This is a genomic window from Acinetobacter sp. G11, from assembly GCF_049808495.1.
GTDB lineage: Bacteria > Pseudomonadota > Gammaproteobacteria > Pseudomonadales > Moraxellaceae > Acinetobacter > Acinetobacter kookii.
This window is the reverse complement of record NZ_JBNCAT010000006.1, coordinates 25,247-41,028: the sequence shown is the minus strand read 5'-3', so window position 1 is coordinate 41,028 and position 15,782 is coordinate 25,247. Positions and strand designations below refer to the sequence as shown.

The following is a 15,782-nucleotide window of genomic DNA, read 5'->3' as shown; positions in this document are numbered from 1 at the left end:
CATGTTTAAAATTAAGATTGAGATTGAGTATTTTGAATCCACAATTGACGGCTTTTCAGCGGTCGGTCGCCCAAAAGTGCGGTGATGATCTGCCGATAAAGCTTAGTCAATAATTGTAACTGCTCATGATTGAAATCCCTACCTTTTTTATAATCACGCATCGAAAGAATCTGCTGTCCAGATAAAGTCGAACGTGACTGTTGCGCTGTAGGAATAAAGCCATCATTGAGCTGAAACAGATAAGATTGTGATTCCTGAATTTTATGTTGCTGTGCATCCACCGTAAAATCAAGTGCATAGCCCAGTTCTTCCAAAAGTGCATGTTCGAACTGACGTAAAATTTGTCTTAAGAAAAGATCCGGATGCTCCTGCTGTGCCAGCTTTTGCAATTGCTGCAAGGTCTGATGATACTGCACAAAGCTTTGTGGCATTTCCACTTCAACCGGGCACAAGCGCAGGATAATTTCATTCAGATAAAAACCGGAAAAGAAGGCATCGCCAAAAAAGAAAATGGGCTGATTGACAATTTCCAGTTTGGTAAAATTTTTAAGCTCAGATTTACCGGAAGCCTGTAAACAGATCGGCTGGTATTGCGGGGGCGGCGTTTGCCTTAAGATTCCATCCACGCGACCATGCTCCTGGGTAAACAGATGCACAATATGGCTGCGCTCACGGTATTTACGATGATGGATTAAATAGCCATGCAAGGTTTCATTGCGCATAAAGAATGAAGTCTAATCCTTTTTCTTTTCCGGATCAGAATCTTCATCCTCTCCATCCGGAATGACAGCACCCACCACAGCTGCTGTACCTTTCACCACGCCTTTGGTGGTTTTATAAGCCACTTTTACCGGAACTGTAACAATCTTGTGAATACAGCCTTGCAGGAACACTACACATGCTACAACAGTCAGTACTTTAATCATTACAGTTCCTTTCAAAGTAAAACCTAGATTTTAGATATCACTATAACCCAAACTTTTCAGGGCACGTTCATCATCAGACCAGCCACCTTTGACTTTTACCCAAAGGGTCAGCATGATTTTCTGTTCAAACATTTTTTCCATGTCGGTACGGGCATCCATACCTATTTTCTTCAATTTTGAACCTTTTTCACCAATCACGATAGCCTTTTGACCAGGACGATCGACAAAAATGGTGGCATCAATATAGGTACATGCCGCTTTTGGACGGCCGGTTTTCGGATTGATGGTGGCTTCCTCAGTCTTGAAAGACTCAATTTGCACGGTCAAATCATACGGCAGTTCTTCACCCAGTTGACGCATGATTTTTTCACGAATCACTTCCGAAGCAAGGAAACGTTCTGAACGGTCCGTAATCTGATCCAGTGAATAAAGCGGTGGCTGGAATGGCAAATACTTTTCAATGGTATTCCGCAAATGCTCAAGGTTGGCACCACGTAAGGCTGATACAGGTACGATCTCGGCAAAGTTCATCAATTTTGCACGTTCCTGAATCAAGGGTAATGCCTGATTCTTGTTTTCAAAAGTATCCAGCTTATTGATCACCAGAATCACCGGCATTTCTGCATTTTTCAGCTTTTCCAGCACCAGCTCATCGTTCTGGGTCCATTTTTGCGCATCCACCACAAACAGTACCAGGTTCACATCTCGTAGTGCCGAATGAGCGGCACGGTTCATCATTTTATTGATGGCACGTACTTCTTTCTTGTGCATCCCCGGCGTATCCACAAAGACTGCCTGAGATTTTTCACGGCTATCAATCCCGACAATTTTATGACGTGTGGTTTGCGGTTTACGTGAAGTGATAGAGAGCTTTTGACCCAGCAAATGGTTCATCAATGTAGATTTACCCACATTCGGGCGTCCTACAATTGCAACAAAGCCACTTTTAAAGTCCGAAGGAATCGTGGTTCCTTGCGAACTGAAGAATTGATTAATTAAATCATTGCCACTGTCTTGCGGCTCGTGATCAGCATCGATGTGATCGGAATGAGTAGTCATTAAGACTTTTGCTCCAATTGTTTTAAGATATCTGCCGCAACTGCCTGCTCGGCAAAGCGACGACTTGAACCCTCACCATACAATACAGGCAAGCCCTCAATGGTACATTCCACCTTGAAATGCTGATTGGGAGCATCACCTTGAATATCTACAACATCATAAACAGGGAGAGGCTTTTTACGTGCCTGCAAATATTCCTGTAAGCGTGATTTAGGATCTTTGAGTTGGTCTGTAGGTTCAATATGGTCCAAATATGGCGCGTACCATTTCAATACGATGTCTTGTAATACCTTCAGATCATGACAATCGACATAAATTGCACCAATAATCGCTTCTACAGTATCAGCAAGAATAGATTCCCGATGATGTCCACCCGATTTCAACTCACCCGTGCTCAGAATTAAACATGGACCAAGTTTCAAATCGTTTGCAATTTTGCCTAATGCTTCCTGACGAACCAGTGTGGCACGCATACGCGTTAAACGCCCTTCATTTTCATGCGGGTAGGCTTGATACAAATAATGGGCAATGATCATCCCTAACAATGAATCGCCGAGAAATTCCAGGCGCTCATAGTTAGTTTTATGACTAACCGATCGGTGGGTCAGTGCAAGCTGCAATAATTCAGGCTGTTTGAACTGATAACCGATACGGTGGACTAAGCGCATATCACTTAGTTTGGACTGACCTTTGATCAAAACTTTTCTCGAACTTTAACACTAAATCTATATTGAGCAAGAAAGGCTTTCTTATCTCATAATCTTTTTTCACTTGTAGCCCATCAATATTGGTCACCTGTGCAATATCTTTAAAATTGATATCACGCACGCCATTCATATCTAAACGCTGTGACATTTGCTGAGCAAATTTTTCAGGCGATGTATTTGCCGGACTATCTTGCATTAATTCCGTAATCTGGGTATCGATCAAACGATCATCGACATACGGTCCCCAAACAGCAATGGCAATTTTCACTAAAAAAGCGAAACCAATCACTGCAATTAAAATTGCAATATAGGATGCCCCTTGTTGATTTTTACGCATTTGTTATTTTCCAATCATGCTTAATCAATAATACCGTTGCGGTTAAACGACGGTAATTTAAATCCAGGTTCTTTATGCATCCATTTATAGAATGCACGACCTGTGAGGTTTTCTTCTGGTACAAAGCCCCAAAAACGACTGTCAGCACTTTGATCGCGGTTGTCCCCCATCGCGAAGTAGTGACCTTCAGGTACTTTTACTTCCCAATATAAACCATTTTCAGATGAATATTTACCATTTTCAACATAGTTGATAAAGGGTGCCTGACGGGCAACATTTACCCCTTCAAGCTCACGCATCTTGAAGGTATGTTTACCGAGTGTTTCCTGATGGTAAATGGATTCTGGTGTATCGAGAATATCTTTTTCGCGGCTAAATTCTACCGGAACTTTCGCCACTTTTTGTCCATTGATACTGAGCTGGCCATGATCATAGACGATATGATCTCCCGGCAAACCCACCACACGTTTGATATAGCTGATGGTCGGTTGTGGCGGATAACGGAATACAATCACATCGCCACGTTCCGGTTCACCGACATCAATTACCTTGGTATTGACAATCGGTAGACGTACACCGTAGTTAAACTTGTTGACCAGAATAAAATCACCCGTTTCCAAGGTCGGAACCATAGAATCGGACGGAATGTTAAATGGCTCATACAGGAATGAACGCAGCACCAGCACAACGGCCAGTACTGGCCAGAAATCATATGCCCATGTGATGATGAAATTTTCATTTCCCTTGCCCCGTGTTTGTCTTTGTTTAAAGACAAATTTATCGAGTAGCCACACCAAAAAGAAAATCAGTGTGACGGGTACAAGGATTAAATTAAAATCAAAATCCATGAGCGATATAACCTCTATTATTTATTATCTTTCTACTTTCAACACAGCAAGGAACGCTTCTTGCGGGATTTCAACACTACCCACCTGCTTCATACGTTTCTTACCTTCTTTCTGCTTGGCAAGAAGTTTTTTCTTACGCGATACGTCACCGCCATAACATTTGGCCAGTACGTTTTTACGCATGGCTTTTACGGTAGAACGGGCAATGATTTGCGCCCCAATCGCGGCCTGAATGGCGACATCAAACATTTGACGCGGAATCAGGTCTTTCATTTTTTCAACCAGTGCAATACCACGGTGACGTGCATCCTGACGGTGACAGATCATCGCTAAAGCATCGACTTTCTCACCATTAATGAGCACATCCACTTTCACCAGCGATGAACTTTCAAAACGGATAAAGTTGTAGTCTAAAGATGCAAAACCACGTGAACATGATTTCAATTTATCAAAGAAATCCATGACCACTTCTGCCATCGGAATTTCAAAAGTAATGGAAACCTGATTAGCCATGAACTTCATGTCTTTTTGTACACCACGGCGTTCCACGCACAAGGTCATCACATTACCCAAGTATTCTTGTGGTACCAGGATATGACATTCTGCAATCGGTTCACGCAAATCTTCTACCGTCGAACCATCCGGCATTTTTGATGGACTGTCGATATAGATCGTTTCACCATTCTTCATCACGGCTTCGTAAATTACGGTTGGCGCAGAAGAAATGAGGTCAAGATCGTACTCACGCTCTAGACGTTCCTGTACGATTTCCATGTGCAACATGCCGAGGAAGCCACAGCGGAAACCAAAACCTAAGGCATCTGAACTTTCAGGTTCAAAGAATAATGCCGAGTCATTGATTTGCAGTTTATGCAGCGCTTCACGGAACGGTTCAAAATCACTTGAGTCGATCGGGAAAAGACCCGCATAAACCTGCGGTTTAACCTTTTTGAAACCCGGTAAAGTCGGTACTTCTGGCGTTGCTGCAAGCGTGATGGTATCACCGACTGGCGCACCAAAAATATCTTTAATCCCGGCAATGATAAAACCCACTTCTCCGGCTTCTAAAATGCCGGTTTCGGTATGTTTAGGATTGAAGATACCGACCGAAGTAATGATGTGCGATTGGCCTGTTGATTTAATCAACATTTTATCGCCCTTACGCACACGCCCTTGTTTGATACGCACCAAAGACACCACGCCGAGGTAATTATCGAACCATGAGTCAATAATCAAGGCTTGTAGCGGTGCTTCGCGATCACCTGTAGGTGCGGGAATAACATTGACCAGCGTTTCAAGCACACCTTCAATACCGAGACCTGTTTTCGCTGAACAGGTCGGTGCCTCGGTCGCTTCAATCCCGATGATGTCTTCAATTTCCTGAATCACACGTTCAGGTTCAGCCTGCGGCAAGTCAATCTTGTTGAGTACAGGGAGGACTTCAAGTCCCTGTTCAATCGCGGTATAGCAGTTCGCCACAGACTGGGCTTCAACGCCCTGCGCAGCATCAACAACCAGAAGTGCACCTTCACATGCCGCAAGCGAACGGGATACTTCGTATGAAAAGTCTACGTGTCCTGGCGTGTCAATAAAGTTTAATTGGTATTCCTGACCGTTCGGATGGGTATAGTACAGGGTCACGGATGCCGCTTTAATGGTAATACCGCGCTCACGTTCCAGTTCCATAGAATCCAGAACCTGAGCCTGCATTTCGCGATCTTGCAAACCACCACAGGTTTGAATAAAGCGATCCGCCAGTGTCGATTTACCATGATCGATATGCGCAATAATCGAGAAGTTACGAATGTTTTTAATATCAACAGATTTTTTAGCTTGCGCCATGGGCTACCTTGAGAAAAAAACACGCCATGCAAACAATAGTTAATGCATGGCAAAAGCTGAATAGAAATTGCGTAGGATTATAGCAGATGGATTTTTCAATGTATCCTAAATAATGAGTTCGTTTTTCGCTTTGACTGTTATTTTCAAAATAAAACCGGATTGCATTCATGCACTCAGTTTGAAGCCATCACATCATACTGGCTAAAATCCAGTGGATTCGCGTGTTCCGATATTGGCTGGTAGGCTTGGCTAAAAGTAGGAGACATGCGTTTTGGCCGACCGGTGGCAATTTCCACACAGGCCCATTTGGTATTCCCCATAAATAAAACGCTTTGGTCCTGGGGACGATAAAACACATATTGCCGGAAAGAATACAAGGCATTGATATCATCCAGCCAGGTACGCAAGATAATCTTTTCGCCTTCAAATGCCGCTTTACGGTATTGCACATGGTGCTCTACTGCAACCATGGCATGCTTCAGTTCCAGGTACTCACTCAAGCCCAAGCCCAGCGCATCAATATGTGCAGTAGCGACATCCTGCATCCAGTGCATATACACCACGTTATTCACGTGCCCCAGACTGTCAATATCTTTTGCTTGAACGGTGATTTCCAAATCAAAAACTGTGCTCATTTATTTTACTGATCCTTACGCTATGCAAAATTGACCTTCAAAGCCAGACAGTCTACGTAATTTTGCCTTGTAGTAAAATTGCAAAATATAAAAAAACCACTCGGCTATAGAGTGGTTTTCTGTTGAATAGATTGATTTATGCTATTCAATCCGCATGCCTAGAATTGCGCGTTGATCCTGACGGATAATGGAAACCCGTGCAATTGAACCTTTTTTCAATTCGGATACTGCCTTAATGAAGTCATTACTATTCAAAATGGTTTTATTATTGATTTGAGTAATGATATCTCCTGCAGCGATACGGGATTGTGAAGCGATCCCTCCCCGTTTGACTTCTTGAATCAGAATACCGCCTTTAAGATTCAGTTGGGATTGCTCACTGGCCGTCAAGTTACGAATCGTCACCCCCAAAACAGGACCTTTATTTTGGGCTGCCTGTTCCACCGGTGCCGGTGTGTCGTCCGGTGCAGTCGTCAATGTTGCCGAGATATTACGGGTCTTATCATCCCGCAAAACTTGCAATTGAATGTTTTGATTCGGTGAAGTCCGGTTTAAGTAATTAAGCAAATCAGAGGTTCTGGAAATAGGCAAGCCATTATATTTCAGGATCACATCACCCGCCTTAAAGCCAGCTCTGGCTGCCGGAGAGTTCGGTGCGACCTGGGTCACCAGTGAACCTTCAGGTTTGGACAGGTTATAAGATTCTGCAAGGTTGCGATCGATATCCTGCAACATCACCCCCAGATATGAGCGAGTGACCTTGCCATTCTTTTTCAGTTGCTCTGCCACATCCATCGCCACATCAATCGGGATGGAAAATGACAGCCCCATATATCCGCCGGTACCGCTGAAGATACGCGAGTTCACTCCCACCACTTCACCATTCTGGTTAAACAGGGGACCGCCTGAGTTACCCGGATTCAAGGCTACATCGGTTTGAATAAAAGGCACCGAGGTTTCCCCCATCATGTTACGCATTTTCGCACTGACAATTCCGGCAGATGCAGAATAGTCAAAACCAAAAGGTGAACCAATCGCCAGTACTGGCTCACCGACTTTGAGCCGGTCTACATTTCCGGTACGCAATTCAGGGAAATTGGAACCATTGACTTTGAGCAATGCCACATCGGTACGGGCATCACTTCCGATCACGGTGGCATCAATTTCACGGCGGTCATTAAACATAATGGTCACTTTAGATGCATCTTCAACCACATGATGATTGGTTAACAGATAACCATCTTTACTGATAAAAAATGCGCTGCCGTAAGCAGTTTTCTCTTGCTGAGCCTGTTGCTGTGGAACAATCACCTGATTGCCAAAAAAGCGTTTTAAAATTTCAGGGATTTGCTGTTGGATCAGCTCTTCCTGAGTCATTTTTTTAACGACATTGACACTCACTACAGCAGGGCTGACCTGTTCAACCAGATTGGAAAAGTCCACCGAAGAAGCTGCTTGTGTTTGCATTGCTGCCATGGTGAATACAGCAGCATACATTCCTTTTTGTATATAGCGATTGTTCATGTAAAGCATTCACTCCATTCATTATAAGTATGCGTAAACAGTATTTAGCACAAAACATGCCTGTCTTGGGTAATAATATGTTTGATTATATTTGTATAAACAACAGCTTAAATCTTTCTTAAAAGTTTGTTGCCTTATTACTTTTTCTCATCATACATTAGCATATTAGGTCTTGTTTTTTGAGTAAAAAAGGGGTGTTATTAGCAAACTTTTTTCAAATTAGCTGATGGACATGTCTAATTTAAATACAACACATCATTTTGACGTGATCATTGTGGGCAGTGGTGGTGCAGGTTTGAGTCTGGCCTTATCATTACCCGATCATTTCAATATTGCTGTTTTGGCCAAATCGACACTCACCGAAGCCAGTACTTTTTATGCGCAAGGCGGCGTTGCTGCGGTTTTAGATGAAACCGACTCCATTGCACAACATATTGATGACACCATGATTGCAGGTGCGCAGTTATGCGAACGTGAAGCCGTCAAGCAGACAGTAGAAGGTGGCAAACCTTCGGTCGATTTCCTGTTAAAACATGGCGTGCAATTTACCTTAGATGAACAGGAACAGCTGCATTTAACTCGTGAAGGTGGTCATTCACAGCGCCGTATCATCCATGCCGCAGATGCGACCGGTCGTGCCATTTCAACCACTTTGGTGCAACGTGCCCGTGAAAAGCAAAACATCACGATTTTTGAAAACTATATTGCCATTGATTTAATCACTTCAAAAAAACTCGGCCTGAAAGATCAAAGTAATCGTGCCCTAGGCTTATACGCGCTCGATGAAAAGACTGAAAAAGTCCATACTTTCTTGGCACCTTCTACAGCCTTGGCGTGTGGCGGGGCGATGAAAGCCTATCTGTATACCTCTAATCCGGATATTGCGACCGGTGATGGCATTGCCATGGCCTATCGTGCCGGATGCCGGGTTGCCAACATGGAATTCAACCAGTTCCATCCGACCTGCCTGTATCATCCGCAAGCACGTTCCTTTTTAATTACCGAAGCCATGCGCGGTGAAGGGGCTTATTTACGCTTGCCGGACGGTGAACGTTTCATGCTGCGTTTTGACGAACGTGCGGAACTGGCACCGCGTGATATCGTGGCACGTGCCATTGACTATGAAATTAAGCGTTTGGGTATCCGTCATGTCTGGCTGGACATTACCCATAAAGATGAAGCGTTTATTAAAGAGCACTTCCCGACCCTGTATGCACGGTTACTCGAGTTAGGAATCGACATTACCAAGGACATGATTCCCGTGGTTCCTGCGGCCCACTATACCTGTGGCGGCGTGGTGGTTGATGAAAATAGCCAGACCGACATTGAAGGTTTATATGCCATTGGTGAAACTTCTTATACCGGCTTGCATGGTGCTAACCGAATGGCCAGCAACTCACTTTTAGAATGTTTCGTATATGGCATGAGCGCAGCAAAACATATAGAAAGCCTGTTCAATCCGGATTATGTTTCACCCGCTATCCCTGCCTGGGATGATTCACAAGTGATGAATCCGGATGAAGATGTCGTTATTCTGCAAAACTGGGATGAACTGCGTCAGACCATGTGGAACTATGTCGGCATTGTACGGACCACCAAACGCCTGCAACGTGCCTTACATCGTATTGAAATGTTGAAGCGTGAAATCACTGAATATTACCAAGATTACCAGGTCAGCAAAAACCTGATTGAACTGCGTAACCTGGTACTGGTTTCAGAGATGATTGTGCGCTGTGCCATGGAACGCAAGGAATCACGCGGTTTGCACTACACCCTGGATTATCCGGAGCTTGGACCTGAACTGCGTAAAACGGTACTGACTCCACCAAACTTTAAGGTGGAAACCCCGTTGGTCAATGTGGATGCTTAAATCCGTGTAGCCTAAATAAAAAGACCGAACATTTTGTTCGGTCTTTTTCAATCTGCATGATGTCTATTTATTGCCGGGGTGGGATGGAATAAGTACCTACCGCGTGGGCAATCGGTTCATCCAGATCAATGGAATATAACCATACATCCCCGACAATGAGGGCTTTACCCACTTTCATTAATTGGCAAACTGCACGAATATCCTGTGCTGCGGTGGGTTTTCTTAAAAAATTAACCGATAAATTGGTCGTAACAGCCAACGCAACAATCCCGATTTCCCCCAGTATCGCAATATAAAGTGCATAATCGGCAGCAGTCATCATGGTGGGGCCAGACACCGTTCCACCCGGTCTTAAATCTGCACTTCCCACATGATAAATAATGGATGCGCCTTTTTCAGTGACGGTTTCTATTTCACATTTTTGCAGACTTTGCGGAAATTCGCGTTGCAAAAAATCAATAATTTCGGCTTTATTACTTTTCATTGTTTATAAAAAAATCTTCCATAATGTTACCCACTATAGAAGATTTTTCATTTAAACCCAATCACAGAGAGTGGCTACACCGATTGTAAACATGCAAGTGCCTGGTGAAATACCTGTTCTGGGGTTTGGGTGGCATCCAGACGCTTAATCCGTTCACCCTGCCGTTCCCAAAGCTCTTGATAGCCTGAACGTACTTTCTCAAAAAAAGTCGCTTTTTCCTGTTCAAAACGGTCCAGTGCACCCCGTGCACGCGCGCGCAACATTCCCAGTTCAGTCGGCGCATCCAGCCAAAAAGTGATATCAGGCATATATGAAACAAAGTTGGCATTCAATAACTGTAATTTTTCTTTGCTTAAGCCACGCCCTGTACACTGATAGGCAAAACTGGCATCGGTAAAACGGTCGCACAGTACTGTTTTACCTGCCGCCAATGCAGGAACAATGACTTGCTGTAAATGCTGTGCACGTGCCGCATACATTAATAGCAATTCGGTGTCGTTCGACATGCTTTCTTCATGATTGACAGACAGCAACAGGGAACGGATTTGTTCTGCCATCGGCGTGCCACCCGGCTCACGTGTGAGAACGACATCTTGACCTTGCTCAATCAAGTGCTCGTGGATTTTACGAATGAGTGTGGTTTTCCCGACACCTTCAGTGCCTTCAAAACTAATAAACATCCCCACTCCTTAATTTTTTGAACGTATGACAGTTAAATATTCTTGCACAGCGCGATTATGCTCATCCAAACTTGCGCTAAATTTATGCCCGCCATTGCCTGTAGCCACAAAATAGATATTGTTGGAATTGTCCGGGTGCATAACCGCTTCAATGGCTTTTTGACTTGGCAAAGCAATCGGTGTCGGTGGTAAGCCATTGTTGGTATAGGTATTATATGGCGTAGGCGTACGCAAATCGGTACGGGTGATGTTGCCCTTATAACGGTCGCCCATGCCATAAATTACGGTTGGATCGGTTTGTAAGCGCATACCTTGTGCCAGACGACGGACAAACACCCCCGACACCTGATTTAATTCATGATCCAGGCTGGTTTCTTTTTCCACAATGGAAGCCATAATCAGCGCTTCATATTTATCCTTATAAGGTAAGCCGCCTGCACGGTTTTCCCATGCCGTATCCAAAGCCTTCATTTGACGTTTATATAAATCGGTCAAAATTTTCTTATCGCTTTCCCCTTTGGCAAAGAAATAGGTATCTGGCGCAAACAGGCCTTCGGGATGATTAAACGGAATACCTAAGGCTTTTAGCATTTGATCCTGAGGCAGATTAATCACATCCTTGGTGACCAGATCATCCTTTTTCAGCTGTGCAATCAGTTGTTTAAACGTGGTGCCTTCAATCACCAGAATACGGTTCATCTGTGCATTTTCAGCATTCGAGACCAGTTCCATGACTTCACGTACCGACATACCTTGATGAATTTCATAAACACCGGCTTTCATGCTGTCATGAATCATGATTTTTTGATAAAGCTTCAACACGACAGGAAAACTGACTTTATTTTCCTTGGCTAAACGGTCAATAAAGCTGGAATAACTATCACCGTCTCCAATCGCCAGCATTTGCTTTTCACCTTGCACCGGATAGGACCTGAACAAGCTTGACCCCAGGATTACACCAATCAGGACCACAAAACCTGCAATTAGAACGACAATGCCTTTGAATGGAAATACGCGGGTTGCTTTCTTTTTCGATTTTTTCTTTGGGCTGGACATATTAATGAATCTGATCTAATTGAAGGATATTAAAAAGTTCAATACACGGTTGAACATTCAACGCGTGTTGATTAAGTTCAGTCACAACTTTCATGGGACTTAGGGCATTACAGAAAAACAGGCTTTCAAATTTTGCAATGTCATCCAGATCGATAAAACGCTGTTCACATTGAATGCCATGCTGCTGCATCCGGGACAAAATTTCCGCCCGCATCACGCCATGCACGCCATTATAGCGAAGTTCCGGTGTAACCCATGTATTGTTTAAACGAATGAAACAATTACTGCTTACTCCTTCAACAACCGTCCCTTGTACATCGGTCACCAAAGCCTCTGCCCATCCGCGCTGATCGGCTTCATGCTTTAATAGGACCTGTTCCAGACGGTTCAGGCTTTTTAAGCCGACCAGATTGGGCATACTCAAGCCCAATGCCTGTTGTAGCACCCCGGATTTAATTTTCTCTATCTGAAAATCATCCACGGCTTTGGGATAAAAAAACACCCAGACATCGGCCGGATGATCTGGCAGGCTATAACCGCGCTGCCCCTCTCCGCGACTGATGATGATTTTCAATGTGCCATTGACTTGCAAAAATTGCTGCTGCAACACAGCCAAAGTTTTTTCAATGCAGCTTAAATCTGCCTGCAGCATCAGCCGCTCACAACTTAACTGTAACCGCGACTTATGCAAATTTTCGAGTTCCATTTTGCCATGCCGAACACGTGCTGTAGTGAAACAGCCATCTCCGTAATGAAAGGCACGGTCCTGTAATGACACTTCATTTATTTCCCGTGCATTCTTAAAACATGGCATAACAAACATCCTGCAAATGATGACCTAGTTTAAAAATAGTGGCGCTGAATTGATAGCTTTTTTATTCATATCAAATTCATTTCTTATTATTTTTTTCATATAAAAGATAAAGCTATGCTTGGCCTCGTTACGAAACATTCATAATTCAAATTCAAAGGACAGCAAAATGCGTACATTAAAAATCGGGGTTTTGGCAGCACTTATTTCAGCAACCTCTTTTACTGCACTGGCAAAAGACTTTTTAAACGTTTCCTATGATCCAACCCGTGAATTGTATGAAAACTACAACAAAGAGTTTGGCGCATACTGGAAAAAAACCACCGGCCAAGATATTAACTTTAAACAGTCACACGGCGGTTCTGGCAAACAGGCGCGTGCGGTGATTGATGGCCTGGATGCCGATGTGGTGACACTGGCACTTGCAGCAGATATTGATGCCATTGCCGAAAATTCAAATCTTTTACCAAAAAACTGGCAAAAACAGTTCCCGAATAACTCTACCCCATATACCTCCACCATTGTATTCCTGGTACGTAAGGGCAACCCGAAAGGCATTAAGGACTGGGGCGATCTGGTCAAAAATGAGGTGGGCATTATTACCCCAAACCCGAAAACGTCTGGCGGTGCCCGCTGGAACTATCTTGCAGCCTGGGCTTGGGCGAAACATCAGCCAGGCGGTAACGATGCCAAAGCACAGGAATTTGTACGTAAAATCTATAAAAACACCAAAGTCCTGGACTCAGGTGCACGCGGTTCAACCACAACATTTGCAGAACGTGGCATTGGTGATGTCTTGCTGGCATGGGAAAACGAAGCTCACCTAGCGATCCGCGAACAACCGGGCAAGTTTGAAATTATCACGCCGTCATTGTCTATTTTGGCTGAACCACCCGTTGCCATTGTAGAAAAGAATGCCCAAAAAGACGGCAACCTGAATTTAGCTAAAGCCTACTTAAATTACCTGTATTCACCTGCAGGTCAAAAGATTGCTGCCAGTAACTTCTACCGTCCACGTAATGCAGTAGTATTGGCAAAATACAAATCCGTATTCAAACCACTGAAACTGGTCACCATTGATAAAGAATTTGGCGGATGGAGCAAAGTCCAAAAAGCACATTTTGAAAATGGCGGCGTATTTGACCAGATTGTGAAAGCCAATAGCACCAAATAATCTTAGCCAATCACCCTAAGCATCAGTTTTATGCATAAAGCTGGTGCTTATTTTATAAACCCAACCCTTTTATCTTTTTTATTCATATTAAATTCATTTTTTATTATTTTTTATGCATAAAGAATAGGACTATTCTGTACTCCTGTAATGAAACACATTAAGAATATTGAGGTTCGCATGAGCATTTCGGCAAAATTGAAACTTGGGGTTTTAGCGGCAGTTATATCGACCATTTCTTTAGGTGCTGCAGCGAAAGATTTTCTCAATGTCTCTTATGACCCAACACGCGAACTGTATGAAAGCGTGAACAAGGATTTCAGCAAATACTGGGAAAGCCGTACCGGTCAGAAAATCAATTTCAAGCAGTCTCATGGCGGTTCAGGCAAACAGGCGCGTGCGGTGATTGATGGCCTGGATGCCGATGTGGTGACTTTAGCCCTTTCTGCCGACATTGATGTGATTGCGGAAAAAACCAGACAGTTACCTGCAGACTGGCAAAAGAAGCTGCCGCATAACTCGACACCCTATACCTCTACCATCGTATTTTTAGTGCGTAAAGGCAACCCGAAACACATTAAGGACTGGGGTGATCTGGTTAAACCGGGAGTAGGCATCATTACCCCAAACCCTAAAACTTCTGGCGGCGCACGCTGGAACTATCTGGCGGCATGGGCTTGGGCAAAACACCAGGCGGGTGGCAACGACAAAACTGCACAGGAATTTGTGCGTAAAATTTATAAAAACACCAAGGTTCTCGATTCTGGCGCACGCGGTTCAACCACAACATTTGCAGAACGTGGCATTGGTGATGTGCTGCTGGCTTGGGAAAACGAAGCTTACTTAGCCCTTCGTGAACAACCAGGTAAGTTTGAAATTATCACACCATCTTTGTCTATTTTGGCTGAGCCACCCGTGGCGATTGTCGAAAAAAATGCAGAGAAAAAAGGCAACAAATATCTCGCTCAAGGCTACTTGAACTTCCTTTACTCGCCACGCGGCCAGCAACTTGCGGCTGAAAACTTTTATCGTCCACGCAACGCAAAAACACTGGCGCAATACAGCAAGGTATTCAAGCCATTAAAACTGGTCAGCATCGATCAGGAATTTGGCGGCTGGAATAAAGTTCAAAAAGCGCACTTTGAAAATGGCGGCGTATTTGACCAGATTGTTAAAGCCAATAATGCAAAATAACAGTATTCGATAGACAGGAGCATCGACATGATTCATACCGTAATTGTTCCGGGTGTAGGTGGCAGTGAACCTGCCCACTGGCAGTCATGGCTACAACGACAACTCATGTCATGCTCCCGTGTGCAGCAACAGGACTGGAACACGCCTGTGTTACAAAACTGGGTTGCCGAATTTGTAAAGACCGTGGCACCTATTCAAGGCAGCATCCAGATTGTGGCGCATAGTTTTGGCTGTTTAACCACAGTGGCAGCTTTAGCCCAGCATCCGGAACTCAATCAAAAAATTAAAAATTTGATTCTGGTGGCACCAGCCAACCCTGCCCGTTTTGGTGAAGCCGGTTTTTCACGTGATAGCCAGCAAGATTATCAACGCTATTTTCATCAGCTGAAAATTGCCGTGCCAACCACTTTACTGATCAGTGAAAATGATCCCTGGTTAAATTTTGAAGATGCCCAGCAACTTGCCAAGGCATGGAAACTTAATCCGGTTAATCTGGGTCAGGTTGGACATATTAATGTTGCTTCCGGTTTTGGGCCTTTTCCTGAAATTTATGATTATTTGATTTCAGAAAATGTGCTGCAACATATCAATTTTACTGATGAAAGCAAGTGCTTTTTTAAATTTGCAATTTAAACCCT

At 43.9% G+C, this 15,782-nt stretch carries 17 protein-coding genes; 4 read left to right on the top strand and 13 right to left on the bottom strand.

Annotation, left to right across the window (positions count from 1 at the left end):
- Positions 1–11: 11 nt before the first annotated feature.
- From recO to ACPUEY_RS04120, 9 genes are all read right to left on the bottom strand, one after another.
- Entirely contained in the window at positions 12–722 is a 711-nt protein-coding gene (gene recO, locus ACPUEY_RS04160) for a DNA repair protein RecO (protein ID WP_425121237.1), read from the bottom strand.
- Positions 723–734: 12 nt separating this feature from the next.
- The gene (locus ACPUEY_RS04155; protein ID WP_131273382.1) at positions 735–926 is read right to left on the bottom strand and encodes an NF038104 family lipoprotein; all 192 of its coding nucleotides are present in this window, start codon (positions 924–926) and stop codon (positions 735–737) included.
- 30 nt (positions 927–956) lie between these two features.
- Positions 957–1,985: a GTPase Era gene (gene era, locus ACPUEY_RS04150; RefSeq protein ID WP_092818592.1), complete on the bottom strand. Its 1,029-nt coding sequence runs from the start codon at positions 1,983–1,985 to the stop codon at positions 957–959.
- Complete coding sequence (gene rnc / locus ACPUEY_RS04145; RefSeq protein WP_092818593.1) at positions 1,985–2,683, bottom strand: ribonuclease III; 699 nt, start codon at positions 2,681–2,683, stop codon at positions 1,985–1,987. The genes era and rnc overlap by 1 nt, the downstream gene beginning before the upstream one ends.
- On the bottom strand, positions 2,655–3,029 hold the full coding sequence (locus tag ACPUEY_RS04140; RefSeq protein ID WP_092818594.1) for a DUF4845 domain-containing protein: 375 nt from the start codon (positions 3,027–3,029) through the stop codon (positions 2,655–2,657). Before ACPUEY_RS04140 ends, rnc begins: the two co-directional genes overlap by 29 nt.
- 20 nt (positions 3,030–3,049) lie before the next feature.
- Positions 3,050–3,877, bottom strand: a complete 828-nt coding sequence (gene lepB, locus ACPUEY_RS04135) for a signal peptidase I (protein ID WP_425121236.1) — start codon at positions 3,875–3,877, stop codon at positions 3,050–3,052.
- Between the two features lie 24 nt (positions 3,878–3,901).
- Positions 3,902–5,719 carry a translation elongation factor 4 gene (lepA, locus tag ACPUEY_RS04130; RefSeq protein WP_092818596.1) on the bottom strand — a complete coding sequence of 606 codons (1,818 nt, stop codon included), beginning with the start codon at positions 5,717–5,719 and terminating at the stop codon, positions 3,902–3,904.
- A 173-nt stretch (positions 5,720–5,892) separates the two neighbouring features.
- The gene (locus ACPUEY_RS04125; RefSeq protein ID WP_425121235.1) at positions 5,893–6,354 is read right to left on the bottom strand and encodes an acyl-CoA thioesterase; all 462 of its coding nucleotides are present in this window, start codon (positions 6,352–6,354) and stop codon (positions 5,893–5,895) included.
- 141 nt (positions 6,355–6,495) lie between these two features.
- A complete protein-coding gene (locus ACPUEY_RS04120) occupies positions 6,496–7,878 on the bottom strand; it encodes a Do family serine endopeptidase (RefSeq protein WP_425121234.1) in 1,383 nt (460 codons plus the stop codon).
- Between the two features lie 226 nt (positions 7,879–8,104).
- On the opposite strand from ACPUEY_RS04120, the gene nadB reads away from it, so the two are divergent.
- Positions 8,105–9,748 carry an L-aspartate oxidase gene (nadB, locus tag ACPUEY_RS04115; RefSeq protein WP_165493278.1) on the top strand — a complete coding sequence of 548 codons (1,644 nt, stop codon included), beginning with the start codon at positions 8,105–8,107 and terminating at the stop codon, positions 9,746–9,748.
- Between the two features lie 67 nt (positions 9,749–9,815).
- On the opposite strand, the gene ACPUEY_RS04110 is transcribed toward nadB, so the two are convergent.
- The 4 genes from ACPUEY_RS04110 to pabC form a co-directional block, all read right to left on the bottom strand.
- Positions 9,816–10,232: a PaaI family thioesterase gene (locus tag ACPUEY_RS04110; protein ID WP_131273388.1), complete on the bottom strand. Its 417-nt coding sequence runs from the start codon at positions 10,230–10,232 to the stop codon at positions 9,816–9,818.
- 74 nt (positions 10,233–10,306) lie between these two features.
- On the bottom strand, positions 10,307–10,912 hold the full coding sequence (gene tmk / locus ACPUEY_RS04105; RefSeq protein WP_425121233.1) for a dTMP kinase: 606 nt from the start codon (positions 10,910–10,912) through the stop codon (positions 10,307–10,309).
- 9 nt (positions 10,913–10,921) lie between these two features.
- Positions 10,922–11,968 (bottom strand): endolytic transglycosylase MltG, encoded by a 1,047-nt coding sequence (gene mltG / locus ACPUEY_RS04100; RefSeq protein WP_425121232.1) that lies wholly within the window; start codon positions 11,966–11,968, stop codon positions 10,922–10,924.
- 1 nt (position 11,969) lies between these two features.
- On the bottom strand, positions 11,970–12,782 hold the full coding sequence (gene pabC / locus ACPUEY_RS04095) for an aminodeoxychorismate lyase (protein ID WP_131273391.1): 813 nt from the start codon (positions 12,780–12,782) through the stop codon (positions 11,970–11,972).
- Positions 12,783–12,948: 166 nt separating this feature from the next.
- On the opposite strand from pabC, the gene ACPUEY_RS04090 reads away from it, so the two are divergent.
- From ACPUEY_RS04090 to ACPUEY_RS04080, 3 genes are all read left to right on the top strand, one after another.
- Positions 12,949–13,953, top strand: a complete 1,005-nt coding sequence (locus tag ACPUEY_RS04090) for a sulfate ABC transporter substrate-binding protein (RefSeq protein WP_425121231.1) — start codon at positions 12,949–12,951, stop codon at positions 13,951–13,953.
- 177 nt (positions 13,954–14,130) lie between these two features.
- Positions 14,131–15,144 carry a sulfate ABC transporter substrate-binding protein gene (locus ACPUEY_RS04085; RefSeq protein ID WP_425121230.1) on the top strand — a complete coding sequence of 338 codons (1,014 nt, stop codon included), beginning with the start codon at positions 14,131–14,133 and terminating at the stop codon, positions 15,142–15,144.
- 27 nt (positions 15,145–15,171) lie between these two features.
- Positions 15,172–15,777 carry an alpha/beta hydrolase gene (locus tag ACPUEY_RS04080; RefSeq protein ID WP_425121229.1) on the top strand — a complete coding sequence of 202 codons (606 nt, stop codon included), beginning with the start codon at positions 15,172–15,174 and terminating at the stop codon, positions 15,775–15,777.
- Positions 15,778–15,782 lie beyond the last annotated feature (5 nt).